At 70.3% G+C, this 19,149-nt stretch carries 15 protein-coding genes; 12 read left to right on the top strand and 3 right to left on the bottom strand.

What is annotated here, in order from left to right; genetic code table 11:
• Positions 1 to 100 precede the first annotated feature (100 nt).
• The 3 genes from metH to ORI94_RS20370 all read left to right on the top strand — a co-directional run bounded on the left by metH (position 101) and on the right by ORI94_RS20370 (position 6,627).
• Positions 101 to 3,613 (top strand): methionine synthase, encoded by a 3,513-nt coding sequence (gene metH / locus ORI94_RS20360; protein WP_266077596.1) that lies wholly within the window; start codon positions 101 to 103, stop codon positions 3,611 to 3,613.
• Between the two features lie 224 nt (positions 3,614 to 3,837).
• Positions 3,838 to 4,578, top strand: coding sequence for an HAD family hydrolase (locus ORI94_RS20365; protein ID WP_266077598.1), 741 nt, complete (start codon positions 3,838 to 3,840; stop codon positions 4,576 to 4,578).
• Between the two features lie 444 nt (positions 4,579 to 5,022).
• The gene (locus ORI94_RS20370) at positions 5,023 to 6,627 is read left to right on the top strand and encodes an ABC transporter substrate-binding protein (protein ID WP_266077599.1); all 1,605 of its coding nucleotides are present in this window, start codon (positions 5,023 to 5,025) and stop codon (positions 6,625 to 6,627) included.
• A 104-nt stretch (positions 6,628 to 6,731) separates the two neighbouring features.
• Here ORI94_RS20370 and ORI94_RS20375 read toward each other — a convergent pair whose 3' ends face one another.
• Complete coding sequence (locus tag ORI94_RS20375) at positions 6,732 to 7,403, bottom strand: response regulator (RefSeq protein WP_055597029.1); 672 nt, start codon at positions 7,401 to 7,403, stop codon at positions 6,732 to 6,734.
• 69 nt (positions 7,404 to 7,472) lie between these two features.
• Positions 7,473 to 8,444: a PD-(D/E)XK nuclease family protein gene (locus tag ORI94_RS20380; RefSeq protein ID WP_266077602.1), complete on the bottom strand. Its 972-nt coding sequence runs from the start codon at positions 8,442 to 8,444 to the stop codon at positions 7,473 to 7,475.
• Positions 8,445 to 8,653: 209 nt separating this feature from the next.
• Between ORI94_RS20380 and ORI94_RS20385 the strand changes: the two genes are divergently transcribed.
• The 3 genes from ORI94_RS20385 to ORI94_RS20395 all read left to right on the top strand — a co-directional run bounded on the left by ORI94_RS20385 (position 8,654) and on the right by ORI94_RS20395 (position 12,080).
• Positions 8,654 to 10,312, top strand: coding sequence for a site-2 protease family protein (locus ORI94_RS20385; RefSeq protein ID WP_266077604.1), 1,659 nt, complete (start codon positions 8,654 to 8,656; stop codon positions 10,310 to 10,312).
• Positions 10,313 to 10,378: 66 nt separating this feature from the next.
• Complete coding sequence (locus ORI94_RS20390; protein WP_266077606.1) at positions 10,379 to 11,281, top strand: tRNA (adenine-N1)-methyltransferase; 903 nt, start codon at positions 10,379 to 10,381, stop codon at positions 11,279 to 11,281.
• A gap of 220 nt (positions 11,282 to 11,501) precedes the next feature.
• Positions 11,502 to 12,080, top strand: coding sequence for a hypothetical protein (locus ORI94_RS20395; RefSeq protein ID WP_266077608.1), 579 nt, complete (start codon positions 11,502 to 11,504; stop codon positions 12,078 to 12,080).
• Between the two features lie 136 nt (positions 12,081 to 12,216).
• On the opposite strand, the gene ORI94_RS20400 is transcribed toward ORI94_RS20395, so the two are convergent.
• Complete coding sequence (locus ORI94_RS20400) at positions 12,217 to 12,522, bottom strand: ferredoxin (RefSeq protein ID WP_042168509.1); 306 nt, start codon at positions 12,520 to 12,522, stop codon at positions 12,217 to 12,219.
• Positions 12,523 to 12,782: 260 nt separating this feature from the next.
• On the opposite strand from ORI94_RS20400, the gene arc reads away from it, so the two are divergent.
• The 6 genes from arc to prcA all read left to right on the top strand — a co-directional run bounded on the left by arc (position 12,783) and on the right by prcA (position 18,932).
• Entirely contained in the window at positions 12,783 to 14,549 is a 1,767-nt protein-coding gene (arc, locus tag ORI94_RS20405) for a proteasome ATPase (RefSeq protein ID WP_266077611.1), read from the top strand.
• 235 nt (positions 14,550 to 14,784) lie between these two features.
• Positions 14,785 to 16,296, top strand: coding sequence for a depupylase/deamidase Dop (dop, locus tag ORI94_RS20410; protein ID WP_416237860.1), 1,512 nt, complete (start codon positions 14,785 to 14,787; stop codon positions 16,294 to 16,296).
• Positions 16,297 to 16,459: 163 nt separating this feature from the next.
• Positions 16,460 to 16,675 carry a ubiquitin-like protein Pup gene (locus tag ORI94_RS20415; RefSeq protein WP_042168504.1) on the top strand — a complete coding sequence of 72 codons (216 nt, stop codon included), beginning with the start codon at positions 16,460 to 16,462 and terminating at the stop codon, positions 16,673 to 16,675.
• A gap of 211 nt (positions 16,676 to 16,886) precedes the next feature.
• A complete protein-coding gene (locus ORI94_RS20420; RefSeq protein ID WP_323056074.1) occupies positions 16,887 to 17,318 on the top strand; it encodes an endonuclease domain-containing protein in 432 nt (143 codons plus the stop codon).
• The gene (prcB, locus tag ORI94_RS20425; RefSeq protein WP_266077618.1) at positions 17,270 to 18,115 is read left to right on the top strand and encodes a proteasome subunit beta; all 846 of its coding nucleotides are present in this window, start codon (positions 17,270 to 17,272) and stop codon (positions 18,113 to 18,115) included. The genes ORI94_RS20420 and prcB overlap by 49 nt, the downstream gene beginning before the upstream one ends.
• 61 nt (positions 18,116 to 18,176) lie before the next feature.
• Positions 18,177 to 18,932, top strand: a complete 756-nt coding sequence (prcA, locus tag ORI94_RS20430; RefSeq protein ID WP_266077620.1) for a proteasome subunit alpha — start codon at positions 18,177 to 18,179, stop codon at positions 18,930 to 18,932.
• The last annotated feature ends 217 nt before the right edge of the window (positions 18,933 to 19,149 follow it).

Raw genomic sequence — 19,149 nt, forward strand, 5'->3', positions numbered from 1 at the left:
CCGATACCCTGGCGGCGTGCCCCTGCCCGGGAGGCTCCATCGGGGATCGTTCCGGGCAGCCGCAAAGCCGACAGCCGTCGCACCTGAGGGAGCCCCGTACATGGCCTCGTTGCCGCTGACCCCTTCCCCCGACAGCCGAGCCCGTGTGGCCGCGCTCCGAGAGGCGCTCGCCACCCGTGTGGTGGTCGCCGACGGAGCGATGGGCACCATGCTCCAGGCGCAGGACCCCACGCTCGAGGACTTCGAGAACCTCGAAGGCTGCAACGAGATCCTGAACCTGACCCGCCCGGACATCGTCCGCTCGGTCCACTCCGAGTACTTCGACGCCGGAGTCGACTGCGTCGAGACCAACACCTTCGGCGCCAACCACAGCGCCGCGTCCGAGTACGACATCGCCGACCGTGTGCACGAGCTCTCCGAGGCGGGCGCCCGCATCGCCCGGGAGGTCGCCGACGAGCACGCGGCGCGCGACGGCCGCACCCGCTGGGTGCTCGGCTCCATCGGCCCCGGCACCAAGCTGCCGACCCTCGGCCACATCGGCTACGGCACGATCCGCGACGGCTACCAGGCCAACGCCGAGGGCCTGCTCGCGGGCGGAGCCGACGCGCTGATCGTCGAGACCACCCAGGACCTCCTGCAGACCAAGGCCTCGGTCCTCGGCGCCCGCCGCGCCATGGAGGCGACCGGCGTCGAGGTGCCGCTGCTGGCCTCCATGGCGTTCGAGACCACCGGCACCATGCTCCTGGGCTCCGAGATCGGCGCCGCGCTCACCGCCCTGGAGCCGCTCGGCATCGACATGATCGGCCTGAACTGCTCCACGGGCCCCGCCGAGATGAGCGAGCACCTGCGCTACCTCACCCGGCACTCCCGCATCCCCCTGCTGTGCATGCCCAACGCCGGCCTGCCGGTCCTCACCAAGGACGGCGCCCACTTCCCGCTCGGCCCCGAGGGACTGGCCGACGCCCAGGACACCTTCGTCCGCGACTACGGCCTGTCCCTGGTCGGCGGCTGCTGCGGCACCACCCCCGAACACCTGCGTCAACTCGTGGAACGCGTCCGGGACGTCACCCCGCCCGAGCGCACCCCCCAGCCGGAGCCGGGAGCCGCCTCCCTCTACCAGAGCGTGCCCTTCCGCCAGGACACCTCCTACCTCGCGATCGGCGAGCGCACCAACGCCAACGGCTCCAGGAAGTTCCGCGAAGCCATGCTCGAGGGCCGCTGGGACGACTGCGTGGAACTGGCCCGCGAGCAGATCCGCGAGGGCGCGCACATGCTCGACCTGTGCGTCGACTACGTCGGCCGTGACGGCGTCGCCGACATGGAGGAACTGGCCGGCCGGTTCGCCACCGCCTCCACCCTGCCGATCGTGCTCGACTCCACCGAGGTCCCCGTCCTGCGGGCCGGCCTGGAGAAACTCGGCGGCCGGGCGGTCGTCAACTCGGTGAACTACGAGGACGGCGACGGCCCCGAGTCCCGCTTCGCGCACGTCGCGCGGCTGGCCCGGGAGCACGGCGCGGCGCTGATCGCGCTGACCATCGACGAGGAGGGGCAGGCCCGCACCGTCGAGAAGAAGGTCGAGATCGCCGAACGCCTCATCGACGACCTGACCGGCAACTGGGGCATCCACGAGGAGGACATCCTCATCGACTGCCTCACCTTCACCATCTGCACCGGCCAGGAGGAGTCCCGCAAGGACGGCATCGCCACCATCGAGGGAATCCGCGAGCTCAAGCGCCGCCACCCCGAGGTGCAGACCACCCTGGGACTGTCGAACATCTCCTTCGGCCTCAACCCGGCCGCCCGCATCCTGCTCAACTCCGTCTTCCTCGACGAATGCGTCAAGGCGGGCCTGGACTCGGCGATCGTGCACGCGTCGAAGATCCTGCCCATCGCCCGCTTCAGCGAGGAGGAGGTCACCACCGCCCTCGACCTGATCCACGACCGGCGCCGTGAGGGCTACGACCCGCTGCAGAGGCTGATGCAGCTCTTCGAGGGCGCCACCGCCAAGTCCCTGAAGGCCGGCAAGGCCGAGGAACTGGCGGCGCTGCCCCTGGACGAGCGCCTCGAGCGGCGGATCATCGACGGCGAGCGGAACGGCCTGGAGGCCGACCTCGACCGGGCGCTCGAGACCCGCAAGGCCCTCGACATCGTCAACGACACCCTGCTGGGCGGCATGAAGGTGGTCGGCGAGCTGTTCGGCTCCGGCCAGATGCAGCTCCCGTTCGTGCTCCAGTCCGCCGAGGTGATGAAGAAGGCGGTCGCCCACCTGGAACCGCACATGGAGAAGACCGACGAGGACGGCAAGGGCACCATCGTGCTCGCCACCGTCCGCGGCGACGTGCACGACATCGGCAAGAACCTGGTCGACATCATCCTGTCGAACAACGGCTACAACGTGGTCAACCTCGGCATCAAGCAGCCCGTCTCGGCGATCCTGGACGCCGCCGACCAGCACCGCGCCGACGTCATCGGCATGTCCGGACTGCTGGTGAAGTCCACGGTGATCATGAAGGAGAACCTGGAGGAGCTCAACCAGCGCGGCCTGGCCGCCGACTTCCCGGTGATCCTCGGCGGCGCCGCGCTGACCCGTGCCTACGTCGAACAGGACCTGCACGAGATCTACCAGGGCGAGGTCCGCTACGCCCGCGACGCCTTCGAGGGCCTGCGCCTGATGGACGCCCTCATCGGCATCAAGCGCGGCGTGCCCGGCGCGAAGCTGCCCGAGCTGAGGCAGCGCCGCGTCCGCGCGGCCACCGTGGAGATCGACGACCGCCCCGAGGCCGGTCATGTCCGCTCGGACGTCGCCGTCGACAACCCGGTGCCCCAGCCACCGTTCTGGGGCACCCGGGTGATCAAGGGCATCCAGCTCAAGGAGTACGCGTCCTGGCTCGACGAGGGCGCCCTGTTCAAGGGCCAGTGGGGCCTGAAGCAGGCCCGCGCCGGCGACGGGCCGACGTACGAGGAACTCGTGGAGACCGAGGGTCGGCCCAGGCTGCGCGGCCTGCTGGACCGGCTCCAGACGGACAACCTGCTCGAGGCGGCCGTGGTGTACGGCTACTTCCCCTGCGTCTCCAAGGACGACGACCTGATCGTCCTGGACGACGCGGGCAACGAACGCACCCGCTTCACCTTCCCCCGCCAGCGCCGCGGCCGCCGGCTGTGCCTGGCCGACTTCTTCCGCCCGGAGGAGTCCGGCGAGACCGATGTGGTCGGCTTCCAGGTCGTCACCGTCGGTTCCCGCATCGGCGAGGAGACCGCGCGGATGTTCGAGGCCAATGCCTACCGCGACTACCTGGAACTGCACGGGCTGTCCGTGCAGCTGGCCGAGGCGCTCGCCGAGTACTGGCACGCGCGCGTGCGCTCCGAACTCGGGTTCGCCGGTGAGGACCCGGCCGGGATGGAGGACATGTTCGCCCTGAAGTACCGGGGCGCCCGCTTCTCGCTGGGCTACGGCGCCTGCCCCGACCTGGAGGACCGCGCCAAGATCGCCGGGATGCTCCGGCCGGAGCGCATCGGCGTCCACCTGTCCGAGGAGTTCCAGCTGCACCCCGAGCAGTCCACGGACGCCATCGTGATCCACCACCCGGAGGCCAAGTACTTCAACGCCCGCTGACCCCGCGGGGCCCGTCCGGCACCGATCCACCGGACGGGCCCCGCGGGGCGGCCGGCGCCCTCCCCGCGGAGTCCTGCGCCGCCTCACGGTCCGGCCCCCGTGCCCGGGGTCCGTGAGACACCGGAAGCGGTTGCGGCGCGCACGACGTACACTGGTCGGTCCACCGCAGGCCGGTTCCCCTCCAGGGGAACCGGCCTGATCGTCCCTTAGACGGAGGTACGTGGATGACCAGTACGGTTCCCGCGCGCGGCACCCTCTCCCAGACGCTCCGGTCCGGCAGACCGCAGAAGCCCCGCACGGCCGGGAGGTCCGCCCTCCAGGCCGTGTTCCTGGACATGGACGGCACCCTGGTCGACACCGAGGGCTTCTGGTGGGACATCGAGGTCGAGGTGTTCGCCTCCCTCGGCCACACCCTCGACGACTCCTGGCGCCACGTCGTGGTCGGCGGACCCATGACCCGCAGCGCGGGCTTCCTCCTCGAGGCGACCGGGGCCGACATCCCCCTCGCCGAGCTGACGGTGCTGCTCAACGACGGCTTCGAGGAGCGCATCGCCGACACCCTGCCGCTGATGCCCGGCGCAGCCCGGCTGCTGGCCGAGCTGTCCGAGTACGGCATCCCCACCGCCCTGGTCTCCGCCTCGCACCGGCGCATCATCGACCGTGTGCTCACCTCGCTGGGACCCCAGCACTTCGCCCTGTCGGTGGCCGGCGACGAGGTCCCGCGCACCAAGCCGCACCCCGACCCGTATCTGGCGGCCTCCGCCGGACTCGGCGTGGACCCCCTGCGGTGCGCCGTCGTCGAGGACACGGCGACCGGTGTCGCCTCCGCCGAGGCCGCGGGCTGCCATGTCGTGGCGGTGCCCTCGGTGGCCCCGATCGAGGCGGCCGCCCGGCGGACCGTCGTCCCCTCACTGGAAGCCGTCGACCTGGCCTTTCTGCACGGCCTGATGACGGAAGTACGCTAGGCGTTCACGGAGCGTGGAGCGACGTAAGGGCCGGAATTCCAAGGATCCGCGCCCCGGCCGACCCGGCGGGTGCCCGAAGGAATTCGGACGGCTACCGAACGTTGAATTCCGGTCCCGCCAGGCCGGATTCAATGTGTGATGTTCACCACTTTTCGGGGCCTCGACAGGGGGGGCGTCATGTGCTGTCCGCCCCATTTCGGCAGACCTCCGCGTTCCCTTGTGTCCTGATTGGTGGATCGCTGCACCAATCCTGCCGCGCCGACGTTCGCCGGTGCGTTCGTGCCCGGTTCCACTCCGTGATGGAGGCTCAACTCCGGCCGCGGCAACCCTTCACGCGGGTGCGGACTAATCTCGTCGCGAGAACATCGCCCCCATCCCCGTGATCGGTAGCACCACCCTTGTATGCCGCATACACGGAGTCGACAGCTCTGGAGAAACTCGAGCATGAACCGCAAGACTTTGGTGCTGGCGGCCACGATCGGACTGCTCGCGCCGGTACTCGCCGGCTGCGGCGACACCGATGGCGGAAGCGGCGGCGGTGACGCGATCGTCGTCGGCACCACGGACCGGTTCACCGCCACGAAGGACACACCCGCGCCGGTAGACCCCGCGTACGCCTACGACGTCGGTACCTGGAACATCCTGCGCCAGACCGTGCAGACGCTGCTCATCCAGCCGCGAGGCGACGGTGAGCCGGTCCCCGAGGCGGCCGAGACCTGCGGCTTCACCGACTCCGGCAACGAGCGGTACAGCTGTACCCTGCGCGAAGGCCTGAAGTTCTCGAACGGCGACCCCGTCACCGCCGCCGATGTGAAGTACTCCATCGACCGCGCCCTCGCCATCCAGGCCGACAGCGGTGTGTTCGCGCTGCTGTCCACCATCGACACCGTCGAGACGCAGGGCGACCGCGAGGTGATCTTCCACCTCAAGTCGGCGGACGCCACCTTCCCGTACAAGCTGTCCACCCCGGTCGCGGGCATCGTCCCCGAGGACTCCTACGACAAGGGCAAGCTGCGCGAAGGGTTCGAGATCGACGGGTCGGGCCCGTACACCTTCGAGACCAAGGTCGAGGACGGTGAACTGGTCAGCGCCACCTACGTCAAGAACGCCTCCTACAAGGGTTCCCTGAAGGTCGGCCACGACAGGATCGAGATGCGCTCCTACGAGAGCGCCGAAGCCATGGGTGAGGCGCTCGAGGGCGATGACATCGACGTCATGACCCGCAGCATGTCGCCGGAGCAGGTCCGGGAGCTCGCCAACGCCTCCGAGGGCACCGTCGACCTGGTCGAGTCGCCGGGTCTGGAGATCCGCTACCTGGCCTTCAACACCGAGGCCCCCAGCGTGGAGACCAAGGCCGTCCGCCAGGCCATGGCCCAGGTCATCAACCGCGGTGAGCTGGTCGCCAAGGTCTACGGCTCCCAGGCCGAGCCGCTGTACTCGCTGGTCCCCGCGTCCGTCACCGGCCACTCCAACGCGTTCTTCAACAAGTACGGCGACCCCGACGTCTCCAAGGCCCGCGAGCTGCTGGAGGAGGCCGGCATCACCACCCCGGTGAAGATGACGCTGCACTACACGACCGACCACTACGGTCCCGCCACCAAGGCGGAGTTCGAGCAGCTCAGCAAGCAGCTCAACGACAGCGGCCTGTTCGACACCGACATCAAGGGCGCGGCCTGGGACACCTTCCGGCCGGACGGCCAGAAGGGCAAGTTCGACGTCTACGGCATGGGCTGGTTCCCCGACTTCCCGGACGCCGACGCGTTCATCGCGCCGTTCCTGGCCGAGGACAACTTCCTCAACTCGCCGTACGCCAACACCAAGATCCGCAAGGAACTGATCCCGGAGTCCCGCCGCCAGGCCGACCGGCTGTCCGCCGCCGACAGCCTGAACCAGATCCAGGACATCGTTGCCGACGACGTGCCCGTGCTGCCCCTGTGGCAGGGCAAGCAGTACGTCGCCGCGCACGACGACATCACCGGCACCGCCTACCTGGTCAACTCCTCCTCCTCGCTCCAGCTGTGGGAGCTGGGCCGTGGCGTGAGCGGCTGACACGACAGGGCCCGGACCGGCCCGCACGCTCCGAGGGCGCCTTTGCCTCCCGCAAGCCGGGAGGCAAAGGCGCCCTCGGAGTCTGTCGTACCGCCGGGTGGACGCTACTGCGCCCCCGGGCGCACCAGCCCGCTCTCGTACGCGTACACCGCGGCCTGCACCCGGTCGCGCAGTCCGAGCTTCGTCAGGACATGACCGACGTGCGTCTTCACCGTCGTCTCGCTGACGAACAGGTCCGCGGCGATCTCCGCGTTGGACAGCCCCCGCGCCACCAGCTTCAGCACCTCGACCTCACGGTCGGTCAGCGTGTGCAGCGTGTCCGGGACCGGCTCGTCACCGGACGGCAGATGCGTGGCGTACTTGTCCAGCAGCCGGCGCGTGATGCTCGGGGCGAGCATCGCCTCACCGGCGGCCACCACACGGATCGCCTGCACCAGCTCGTTGGCCGGGGCGTCCTTCAGCAGAAAGCCGCTGGCGCCCGCGCGCAGCGCCTCCACCACGTACTCGTCGAGATCGAACGTCGTCAGCACCAGGACCTTCGCCGGGCCGTCCCGCTCGGGGCCGGTGATCTGCCGGGTCGCCTCCACCCCGTCCATCCGCGGCATGCGGATGTCCATCAGCACCACGTCGGGCTGCAGCGCCCGCACCTGGTCCTGGGCCTGGAGGCCGTCCCCGGCCTCGCCGACGACCGCGATGTCCTGCTCGGCCTCCAGAATCATCCGGAAGCCGGTGCGCAGCAGCGGCTGGTCATCGACCAGTAGGACGCGGATGGCCACGTAAGTCTCCTTCGTTAGTCCACCCTCATTCTGCCCTGCGCCCCCTGCCCCGCCCGGGTCCGGGGCACATCAGCCCGCGGTGGGCCCGGCCGTGCGCACCGGCAGCGGATAGGGCGGGGGAGTGCCGCCGAACTCCGGGCAGTGCGCCTGGTGGTCGCACCAGCCGCACAGCTTGGTGGGGCGCGGCCGCCAGTCACCCGTCTCCGTGGCCTGTCGGATCGCCTCCCAGAGCGCCAGCAGCTTGCGCTCGACGCGCTCCAGATCCGCGCGGACCGGGTCGTACGTCACCACATCCCCGCTGCCCAGGTACACGAGCTGCAGCCGGCGCGGGATCACCCGCTTCAGCCGCCACACCACCAGGGCGTAGAACTTCATCTGGAACAGCGCGCCCTCTGCGTACTCCGGCCGCGGTGCCTTGCCCGTCTTGTAGTCGACGATCCGCACCTCGCCGGTGGGCGCCACATCCACCCGGTCGATGATGCCGCGCAGCCGCAGCCCGGAATCCAGCTCGGCCTCCACGAACAGCTCCCGCTCGGCGGGCTCCAGCCGGCTCGGATCCTCCAGGCCGAACCACCGCTCCACCAGCTGCTCCGCCTCCGCCAGCCAGCGCGCCAGCCGCTCACCCCCCGGATCCTCGGCGAACAGCTCCGCGACCTCCGGACGCGACTCCCGCAGCCGGTCCCACTGCCCCGGGACCAGGGCCTTCGCCCGCGGAGCGGTGCGCTCGGCAGCCGGAGCGTCGAACAGGCGCTCCAGCACCGCGTGCACCAGCGTGCCCCGCGTCGCCGCCTCACTCGGCTTCTCCGGCAGCCGGTCGATGACCCGGAACCGGTACAGCAGCGGACACTGCATGAAGTCGCTGGCGCGCGACGGGGACAGCGAGGCGGGCGCTCCGGGGGGCCGCACGGCCGCCGCCGCGGGGGCTCCGGCCGCCACCGCCACGTCCCCGCCGGCCGCCGCCTTTCCGGCAGCGGCCGGCGCGTCCGCCGCCACGACCGGCATGCTCTCGGACCGCCCCGCGGCCCCGGTGCTCGTCTCCATGTCACAGACCTTACGGCCCGGCACCGACAGAGACCGCCCGCGGCTGGGTGACCGAAGGGGGAGAAGGGGAAGGAGAGGGGGAACAGGCGCGGTGACGGAGGGGAACGGAGAGGGGTGCCGAGGCGAAACGTGTGGCAACGGCCGCATACCATCGACTGGAGACCCTCCCGCCCGGCAGGCGCGGGAGACGCAGCGACGAGGGGACACCGGTGGACGCAAGCGGCGGACGCGGGCAGCCGCGCTCCGGCAACGACGAGTCGACCGAGCGCCACGCGGGGCCCCCGGTGGGCGAACCCCCCACGGACGGAGAGCGCCTCGATCCGGCCGGGCCCACCCCGGCCGCTCCGGACACCTTCAGCAACACGGACCGTACGGACAACGCGGACGGGCGGACCGCCGCGCCGCCTGCCGACCCCACCGCGTCGGCCTTCGGAAACACCCCGTCACGGCCCGGCGGCACTCCTGCGGAAGCCGGGAGCACCTCTCGGAACGGAACACCCGAGCAGCCCTCCGCCCCGGGGCGACCTGCGGCGAACCGGGCCCCGGGGGCCCCGGACGAGGACGACGCCGCCCGGGGCGACGCACCCGGGAGTCACGGGAGTCACGCCACCGGCCGCCGACCCGACCCGTTCCCCGCACCTCAGCAGCACCCCGACCGCCCCCTCGCCCACTCGGAGCCCGGCAGGAAACCCGCGCCACAGCGCCCGCCGGAGCCGCGGAGGCGCGGCGGACTGCTGATGGGACGCCCGTTCGGCGTGCCCGTCTACGTCGCCCCCAGCTGGTTCCTCGTCGCCATCCTCATCACCTGGGTCTTCGGCGGCCAGATCGACCGCGTGCTGCCCGAACTCGGAGCCGCCAGCTACCTGGTCTCGCTGTTCTTCGCCGTCGCCTTCTACGCCTCGGTCCTGGTCCACGAACTCGCCCACACGCTGGCCGCCCTCCGCTTCAAGCTCCCGGTGCGCCGCATCCAGCTCCAGTTCTTCGGAGGCGTCTCCGAGATCGAGAAGGAGGCCGAGACACCCGGACGGGAGTTCGTGCTCGCCTTCGTGGGCCCGCTGCTCTCCCTCGTCCTGTCCGGCCTGTTCTACCTCGGACTGCTCGCGGTGGACCCCGGCTCCGTACCCGGCGTCCTGCTGGCCGGCCTGATGGTCTCCAACCTCATCGTCGCCGTCTTCAACCTCCTGCCCGGCCTCCCCCTCGACGGCGGACGCATGCTCCGCGCGGTCGTCTGGAAGATCACCGGGAAGCCGATGAGCGGCACCGTCGCCGCCGCCTGGGTCGGCCGCGCCCTCGCCGTCTCCGTCCTGATAGGCCTCCCCCTGCTCACCCAGTCCGGAGCCCTCGGCTCCGACGCCGCCGACAGCGTGGGCATGGACACCGTCCTCGACGCCCTGCTCGCCGCCATCCTCGCGGCGATCATCTGGACCGGTGCCGGCAACAGCCTGCGCATGGCCCGCCTGCGCGAGCACCTGCCGGAACTGCGCGCCCGCGCCCTGACCCGCCGCGCGGTGCCCGTCGAGACCGACACCCCCCTCTCCGAGGCGCTGCGCCGCGCCAACGCCGCCGGAGCCCGCGCCCTCGTCGTCGTCGACACCGACGGCAGCCCGCTGTCCCTGGTGCGCGAGGCCGCCATCGTCGGCGTACCCGAGCACCGCCGCCCCTGGGTCGCGGTCAGCGGGCTCGCCCAGGACCTCACCGACGGCATGCGCGTCTCCGCCGAACTCGCGGGGGAGGAGCTCCTGGAAGCCCTGCGGGCCGCCCCCGCCACCGAGTACCTGGTCGTCGAGGCGACCGGCGAGATCTACGGCGTCCTGTCCGCGGCCGACGTCGAGCGCGCCTTCGTCAAGGCCATGGCCCGCCCCGCCTGACGCCCGACGCCGCCCGCCCCTCCCAGAGTGGTCGGCGGCCCGCGCCGGTACCGGTAGGCTGGTCACATGTCCGAACCGACCGGTGCCGCCCGCCGCCGCGGGCCCTTCAAGGTCGGGGACCAGGTACAGCTGACCGACCCCAAGGGCCGCCACTACACGTTCACGCTCGAGGCCGGGAAGAACTTCCACACCCACAAGGGTTCCTTCCCCCACGACGAGCTGATCGGCGCACCCGAGGGCAGCGTTGTCCGCACCACCGGGAACGTCGCCTACCTCGCGCTGCGCCCCCTGCTCCCCGACTACGTCCTGTCCATGCCCCGCGGGGCAGCCGTCGTCTACCCGAAGGACGCGGGACAGATCCTCGCCTTCGCCGACATCTTCCCCGGCGCCCGCGTGGTGGAGGCGGGGGTCGGCTCCGGCTCGCTCAGCAGCTTCCTGCTGCGCGCCATCGGCGACCAGGGCATGCTGCACAGCTACGAACGCCGCGAGGACTTCGCCGAGATCGCCCGGGGCAACGTGGAGCGCTACTTCGGCGGCCCGCACCCCGCCTGGCAGCTCACCGTCGGCGACCTCCAGGACAACCTGTCCGACACCGAGGTCGACCGGGTCATCCTCGACATGCTCGCCCCCTGGGAATGCCTGGAGGCCGTCTCCAAGGCCCTCGTTCCCGGCGGCATCCTCTGCTGCTACGTCGCGACCACCACCCAGCTCGCCCGGACCGTCGAGTCCATCCGCGAGATCGGCTCCTTCAACGAGCCGACCGCCTGGGAATCGATGATCCGCAACTGGCACATCGAAGGCCTCGCCGTCCGCCCGGACCACCGGATGATCGGCCACACCGGCTTCCTGCTCACCGCCCGCCGCCTCGCCGACGGCGTGGAACCCCCCATGCGCCGCCGTCGCCCCGCCAAGGGCGCCTACGGCGAGGACTACTCGGGACCCAACGCCGACGCGGGCACCGCACGCTGACGCGACCCGCCACCACGACAACGCACGAGCGCCGTGGCGCAGTTCCCCACCCGCACCGGGAACTGCGCCACGGCGCTCGCGTACTGACGCGACGGCACGTGACACGACGGCACCGGGCGGCCTCCCCGTCACCACCGCGCCCCCGCCGTTCCCTCGCACTGTGACGTGTGGCACGATGCTGGCCACCCCACCGGCACAGCTCTCACAGGAGACACTCCTCGTGCAGTCATCCGCCGTCCCGGAGCTCGCGCACACGCCCACCCGCCCGATCCACTGGGTCGCCACCGCCACGGCCCTCGCAGGCGTGGTGGCGCTCTCCTCCCTGATGCAGCCCGGAGCCGCGACGGCGGTCCAGGCGCCCGCCTCCGGGACGAAGAGCGCCCCCGCACCCACGGCGCCCCCCGACCCGGCGGCCGTCGAGTTCCCGCTCGAGTGCGGTCCGGTGGACGTGGTGGTCAAGAAGCACGTGGCCGGCGACCTGGACGGCGACGGCCGCCCCGAGACGGTGGCGGCCGTACACTGCGACGCCTCCATGGGCACCCCGCCCGACGGCATGTACGTGCTGACCCGGGCCGCCGGAGCCGACACGCCCCGTGTGGTGGCCACCCTCGTCGACCCCGAGGACCGCAGCAACGTCGACGACTTCGCCGTGCGCGACGGCGACATCACTGCGGCACTCCTCGGCTACTCGTCCACCGACGTGCCCCGTTGCTGCCCCGACGTGCGCACGAGCGTGAAGTGGTACTGGGACAACGGGGCGTTCGTCCGGTCCGAGCCCTCCGGCGCCCGGAGCGTCTGAACCGGGCGCGGGCCCACCGCGCGAAACCCCCGAGCACCCGCCCCGGCACCCGCCCGTGCGCGCCCCGGAGCACCGCAGCGCGTGTGAGGAACGCGTGTGAGGGAACAGCCAGGGGTGACGAGCGGTACGGAACCGGTCACCCGGCGTCCGGACCGTACACCTCCACGCCGTCCGCCACCCGACGCACGTGGATGCACTCGCCGGGGCACTCCTTCGCGGAATCGACCACATCCGTGAGAACCGGCAGCGGCACGCGCGTCGTCGCCCCCGCGGCCTGCAACAACTCGTCGTCCGAACCCTTCACGTACGCCAGCCCGTCGATGTCCAGCTCGAACACCTCGGGCGCGTACTGCGCGCAGATGCCGTCACCGGTACACAGGTCCTGGTCGATCCAGACCTCCAGGTCCTCGCCCTCGACTCCGGCCTCCTGCTGCACGCTCATCTCTCCTGCCGTCTCCCCGCATCCCGGTCCCACGCGTCGGACCGGGCGGGAATCCGGCCAGCTCCGACGGGTGTTGAACACATCGACCCTACCCTCGCCGGGGTTCCCGTCATCCTCGGTGGGTATTCCCTGGCGTGAGGGAGAGCGCAAGGGTGAAGATCGGACACGCCCCGACCGTCTTTGTGATCTAGGGGTTTCAATCGACACCCGCCCAGGTAGGGTCTGGAAGCGTCCAGCTCCCCTTGGAGGAGGTGAGGACCGTGGCAGCCCACGACGACGACATGAACCGCGGCATCCGCCCGGGACGCGGGTCCGAGGACCCGGCCGGGCAGATCGCCTATCTTGAGCAGGAGATCGCCGTCCTGCGCCGCAAGCTCGCCGACTCTCCGCGACACACGAGGATTCTCGAAGAGCGGATCGTCGAGCTGCAGACCAACCTGGCCGGCGTGTCCGCCCAGAACGAACGACTCGCCGGCACACTCCGCGAGGCCCGCGACCAGATCGTGGCCCTCAAGGAGGAGGTCGACCGGCTCGCACAGCCCCCGGCCGGTTTCGGAGTCTTCCTCATGGCCAACGAGGACGGCACCGCCGACATCTTCACCGGCGGCAGAAAGCTCCGGGTGAACGTGAGCCCCGGGGTCGACCTGGACGAGCTCCGGCGCGGCCAGGAAATCATGCTCAACGAAGCGCTCAACGTGGTCGAGGCCATGCAGTTCGAGCGCGTCGGCGACATCGTCACCCTCAAGGAGATCCTCGAGGACGGCGAACGAGCACTCGTCCTCGGCCACACCGACGAGGAGCGCGTGGTCCGGCTCGCCGAACCGCTGCTGGGCATCACCATCCGCCCCGGCGACGCACTCCTGCTCGAACCCCGCTCCGGGTACGTCTACGAGGTCGTCCCCAAGAGCGAGGTCGAGGAACTCGTCCTCGAGGAAGTCCCCGACATCGGCTACGAGCAGATCGGCGGCCTCGGCAACCAGATCGAAGCCATCCGCGACGCCGTCGAGCTGCCCTACCTCTACCCGGACCTGTTCAAGGAGCACGAACTGCGTCCGCCCAAGGGTGTCCTGCTCTACGGGCCCCCGGGATGCGGCAAGACGCTCATCGCCAAGGCCGTGGCCAACTCGCTGGCCAAGAAGGTCGCCGAAGTGACCGGAGTGGCCGCCGGCAAGAGCTTCTTCCTCAACATCAAGGGTCCCGAGCTCCTCAACAAGTACGTCGGCGAGACCGAGCGGCAGATCCGTCTCGTCTTCCAGCGGGCCCGCGAGAAGGCCAGCGAGGGCACCCCCGTCATCGTCTTCTTCGACGAGATGGAATCCCTCTTCCGCACCCGCGGCTCCGGCGTCAGCTCCGACGTGGAGAACACGATCGTCCCGCAGCTCCTCGCCGAGATCGACGGTGTGGAGGGCCTGCAGAACGTGGTCGTGATCGGTGCCTCCAACCGTGAGGACATGATCGACCCCGCCATCCTGCGCCCCGGCCGGCTCGACGTGAAGATCAAGATCGAACGTCCGGACGCCGAGGCGGCCAAGGACATCTTCGGCAAGTACCTCACCCAGCGTCTCCCGCTGCACGGCGACGACCTCGCCGAGCACGGCAGCGACCGGGACGTCACGGTCCAGAGCATGATCCAGACCGCGGTGGAACACATGTACGCCGAAACCGAGGAAAACCGCTTCCTGGAAGTCACCTACGCCAACGGAGACAAGGAAGTCCTCTACTTCAAGGACTTCAACTCCGGCGCCATGATCGAGAACATCGTCGGCCGCGCCAAGAAGATGGCGATCAAGGACTTCCTCGAGAAAAGCCAGAAGGGCCTCCGCGTCTCCCACCTGCTCCAGGCCTGCGTGGACGAGTTCAAGGAGAACGAGGACCTGCCCAACACCACCAACCCCGACGACTGGGCCCGGATCTCCGGAAAGAAGGGCGAGCGGATCGTGTACATCCGCACCCTCATCACCGGAAAGCAGGGATCGGACACCGGACGCTCCATCGACACGGTGGCAAACACCGGTCAGTACCTGTAAAAAGCAGGGTGGCTGCGGGTGCCTTCGAGGGGTACCCGCAGCCCACTGTTTTCTGCAGCCACCACCGGAACACGGCAATGACGCAATTGATCTCCCCACCAGCGCAAAGGCGTTCTAGGCTCTTCGGTACCGCCGAGTCGCACAGTGCGGGGACGGGCACCGCACACGCACCGGAGCGCCAGCGGTACTTCAGCAGCGCCCCCGACCGGGGGCGCCGCCGAGCAAGGAGGGCCGCATGACCGTACGGCGAGTAATGGGCATCGAGACGGAGTACGGGATCTCCGTCCCCGGCCACCCCAACGCCAATGCCATGCTCACCTCGTCCCAGATCGTGAACGCCTACGCGGCGGCGATGCACCGGGCCCGCCGAGCCCGCTGGGACTTCGAGGAGGAGAACCCGCTGCGGGACGCGCGAGGCTTCGACCTCGCCCGCGAGGCGGCCGACTCCACCCAGCTCACCGACGAGGACATCGGCCTCGCCAACGTCATCCTCACCAACGGCGCGCGGCTCTACGTCGACCACGCACACCCCGAATACAGCGCCCCCGAGGTCACCAACCCCCGCGACGCCGTCCTCTGGGACAAGGCCGGTGAGCGGATCATGGCCGAGGCCGCCGAACGGGCCGCCGCGCTGCCGGGCGCGCAGCCCATCCACCTGTACAAGAACAACACCGACAACAAGGGCGCCTCCTACGGCACCCACGAGAACTACCTGATGAAGCGGGAGACGCCCTTCTCGGACATCGTCCGCCACCTCACCCCGTTCTTCGTCTCGCGCCAGGTCTTCACCGGCGCAGGACGCGTCGGCATCGGCCAGGACGGCCACGAGCACGGCTTCCAGCTCAGTCAGCGCGCGGACTACTTCGAGGTCGAGGTCGGCCTCGAGACCACGCTGAAGCGGCCCATCATCAACACCCGCGACGAACCTCACGCCGACGCCGAGAAGCACCGCCGGCTCCATGTGATCATCGGCGACGCGAACCTGTCCGAGATCTCGACCTACCTGAAGCTCGGCACCACCGCGCTCGTCCTGTCGATGATCGAGGACGGCTTCATCGCCGTGGACCTCGCGGTCGACCAGCCCGTACGGACGCTGCACCGGGTCTCCCACGACCCCACCCTCAAGCGGCTGGTCACGCTCCGCAGCGGCCGCACACTCACCGCCGTCCAGCTCCAGATGGAGTACTACGAACTCGCCCGCAAGTACGTCGAGGAACGGTACGGAGCCGACGCCGACGACCAGACCAAGGACGTCCTGACCCGCTGGGAGGACACCCTCAACCGGCTGGAGAACGACCCCATGAGCCTGGCCGGCGAGCTGGACTGGGTCGCCAAGCGGGAAGTCATGGAGGGCTACCGGCGCAGGGACGGCCTGGACTGGGACGCCGCCCGACTGCACCTCGTCGACCTCCAGTACGCCGACGTACGCCCCGACAAGGGGCTCTACAACCGCCTCGCCGCCCGCGGCCGCATGAAGCGGCTGCTGGACGAGGCCGAGGTGGAGCGGGCCCGGACGAAGCCGCCGGAGGACACCCGCGCCTACTTCCGCGGACGCTGCCTGGAGCAGTACGCGGACGACGTCGCGGCGGCCTCCTGGGACTCGGTGATCTTCGACCTCCCGGGCCGGGACTCGCTCCAGCGGGTCCCAACCCTGGAACCGCTTCGCGGAACGCGTAATCACGTCAAGGAGCTCCTGGACCGTTGCCACACGGCGGAAGACCTGGTCAGGGTGCTCTCCGGGAACTGAAACACGAGCGCGGCACCGGGAGGGACCGGTCGGCCGGGGTGGAAAGTCCGGCGGCAGGGAATCATCGAGGTGGCCGCCGTACGTTGGAGGAACTGCGGGGCCGAAGTCGGACCCTGCTTGTAGGGTCTGATCAAGAACGTCGAACCGAGCGGGGTGAGGGGTTATGGCGACCAAGGACACCGGCGGCGGACAGCAGAAGGCGACGCGTTCCACCGAGGAGGTCGAGGAGGCGCCCGAGGCGCAGGCATCCGAGGACCTCAAGGAGCGCCAGGAGAAGCTGAGCGACGACGTGGACGACGTCCTCGACGAGATCGACGACGTACTCGAGGCCAACGCCGAGGATTTCGTGCGAAGCTTCGTGCAAAAAGGTGGGCAGTAAAGGTCCGCTCGGTCGCTTCTCCTTTGAAACAAAGGTGCCGGGGGGAAGGGTGGCTGGCGAGCCGAACGTGAAGCAGTGCAGGGAGTGCAGACGTGGGCTTCCTGCGGCTGTACCCGCGCGGGACGGGAATCGATGTGGTGGCCTCCGGGCGCACTGCCGGGAGCGCGTGGCGAAGTACCGTGCCGCGCACTCCCGGCGCCGCCGGGAGGCCGTGCGCGGGAAGGCGGACGTCCCGGCCGGCCACAAGCTCCGCGGGACGTGCGGCGGGATCAAGCCTCACGGTGAGCGGCGCCGTCATGCGGGCGCGTCCGATGCTCTCTCGACGCGTCGCGCGGCGTGCAGGGCGGTCCAGGGGCGGCGGGACCACCTGAAGCGCCAGTACGGCATCACCGAAGCCGGGCGCGACGGACCGATCGCCTCGCAAGGGGGCGCCCGCCGCACCTGTCCGTCCGCCCCGGCCGCACATGTGGATCACTGCCATGGGACGGGTAGGGTCCGTGGCGTACCGTGCTTCAGCCGCAATGCCGCGCTGGGGCAGTTCAAGGACCGGCCCGATGCCATAAGGCGGGCTGCTGCTTACGTGGAAGGAATCGCGTGGAAGCCAACACTCGTGGCACCGGGCGTCTACCGGCTGCCTTCCTGACGCCCGGGTCGTCGTCCTTCATGGACTTCCTCTCCGGGCACCAGCCCGAGATGCTTCCGGGGAAGCGGCAGTTGCCGCCGCTCCAGGGTGTGATCGAGGCGCCGCACGGCACCACGATCGTGGCCGCGAGCTTCCCCGGCGGGGTGGTGCTCGCCGGTGACCGCCGGGCCACCATGGGCAATGTCATCGCCCAGCGGGACATCGAGAAGGTGTTCCCCGCGGACGAGTACTCGGCGGTGGGCATCGCCGGCACGGCGGGGCTCGCCGTGGAGATGGTGAAGCTGTTCCAGCTGGAGCTGGAGCACTTCGAGAAGGTCGAGGGCGCGCAGCTGTCCCTGGAGGGCAAGGCGAACCGGCTGTCGACCATGATCCGCTCCAACCTCGCGATGGCCATGCAGGGTCTGGCCGTGGTCCCGCTGTTCGCGGGATACGACGTGGACCGTGGGAAGGGGCGGATCTTCTCCTACGACGTCACGGGCGGGCGTTCGGAGGAGCAGGGGTACGCGGCCACCGGTTCCGGGTCGGTCTTCGCGCGCAATGCCATGAAGAAGCTCTTCCGGGGTGATCTGAGCGAGGCCGAGACGACCACTCTGGTGGTGCAGGCCCTCTACGACGCCGCGGACGACGACTCGGCGACCGGCGGTCCCGACGTCGCCCGGCGGATCTACCCGATTGTCACGGTGATCACCGAGGGCGGTTTCCGCCGGCTCTCCGAGGACGAGGCGTCCGAGGTCGCCCGGACGGTGCTGGAGCGGCGGCTGGAGCAGCCCGACGGCCCGCGCGCCCCGTTGCTGTAGGCGCGGTTCGTTGGTGACGGTCCTCCATCCAGTGACTTCGACAGAAAGGGACGGTTGATCCGTGTCGACGCCGTTCTACGTCTCACCCCAGCAGGCGATGGCCGACCGGGCGGAGTACGCCCGCAAGGGCATCGCGCGCGGCCGCAGTCTGGTCGTGCTGCAGTATGCCGACGGCATCGTGTTCGTCGGTGAGAACCCGTCCCGTGCGCTGCACAAGTTCAGCGAGATCTACGACCGGATCGGCTTCGCGGCCGCCGGTAAGTACAACGAGTACGAGAATCTGCGGATCGGCGGTGTGCGCTACGCCGACCTGCGGGGTTACACCTACGACCGGGACGACGTGACGGCCCGGGGCCTGGCGAACGTGTACGCGCAGACGCTGGGCACGATCTTCTCGAGTGCGGCGGAGAAGCCGTACGAGGTGGAGCTGGTGGTGGCCGAGGTCGGGGAGACGCCGGAGGGCGACCAGATCTACCGGCTGCCGCACGACGGTTCCATCGTCGACGAGCACGGCTCGGTGGCGGTGGGGGGCAACGCGGAGCAGATCAGCGGCTATCTGGACCAGCGGCACCGGGACGGCATGACGCTGGCCGAGGCGCTGGCGCTGGCGGTGCAGTCGCTGTCGCGGGACACGAACGGCAGTGAGCGGGAGATTCCGGCGGAGCGGCTGGAAGTGGCCGTGCTGGACCGTACGCGGCCGCAGCAGCGGAAGTTCAAGCGCATCACCGGCCGGCAGCTGGCGCGGCTGCTGGCGGTCGACGGCGCGGAGACGGCGTCCGAGGCGGAGGCCGATGTGGAGGCGGAGGACGAGGCCTGAGGCGTGTCCGGAGGGCCGTCCGAGGGCACCCCGGAGGGCAAGGGGTGGAACCGGCCGGTGCCCGGCTCGTTCGGGTGAGGCGGCGGGCCTGTGCGGCCCGGTGGTTCTGTGCGGCCTGGCGGGGGTGTGCGTCCGCGGTGCGGGCGGGCGCCCCCGTCCGGCCTGTCCGGGGGCCTGCCGGAGACGTGGGAGCCGGCGCGCACCTCTCCTGCGCCTC

Source organism: Streptomyces sp. NEAU-W12, assembly GCF_026242095.1.
In the GTDB taxonomy this organism is placed as follows: Bacteria; Actinomycetota; Actinomycetes; order Streptomycetales; family Streptomycetaceae; genus Streptomyces.

Excerpts from the sequence above, each read along its gene's own strand:
- ORI94_RS20415 (WP_042168504.1), top strand. The coding sequence starts at position 16,460 with ATGGCGACCAAGGACACCGGCGGCGGACAGCAGAAGGCGACGCGTTCC.
- ORI94_RS20365 (WP_266077598.1), top strand. The coding sequence starts at position 3,838 with ATGACCAGTACGGTTCCCGCGCGCGGCACCCTCTCCCAGACGCTCCGG.
- metH (WP_266077596.1), top strand. The coding sequence starts at position 101 with ATGGCCTCGTTGCCGCTGACCCCTTCCCCCGACAGCCGAGCCCGTGTG.
- ORI94_RS20400 (WP_042168509.1), bottom strand. The coding sequence starts at position 12,522 with ATGAGCGTGCAGCAGGAGGCCGGAGTCGAGGGCGAGGACCTGGAGGTC.
- dop (WP_416237860.1), top strand. The coding sequence starts at position 14,785 with ATGACCGTACGGCGAGTAATGGGCATCGAGACGGAGTACGGGATCTCC.
- ORI94_RS20390 (WP_266077606.1), top strand. The coding sequence starts at position 10,379 with ATGTCCGAACCGACCGGTGCCGCCCGCCGCCGCGGGCCCTTCAAGGTC.
- ORI94_RS20370 (WP_266077599.1), top strand. The coding sequence starts at position 5,023 with ATGAACCGCAAGACTTTGGTGCTGGCGGCCACGATCGGACTGCTCGCG.
- ORI94_RS20380 (WP_266077602.1), bottom strand. The coding sequence starts at position 8,444 with ATGGAGACGAGCACCGGGGCCGCGGGGCGGTCCGAGAGCATGCCGGTC.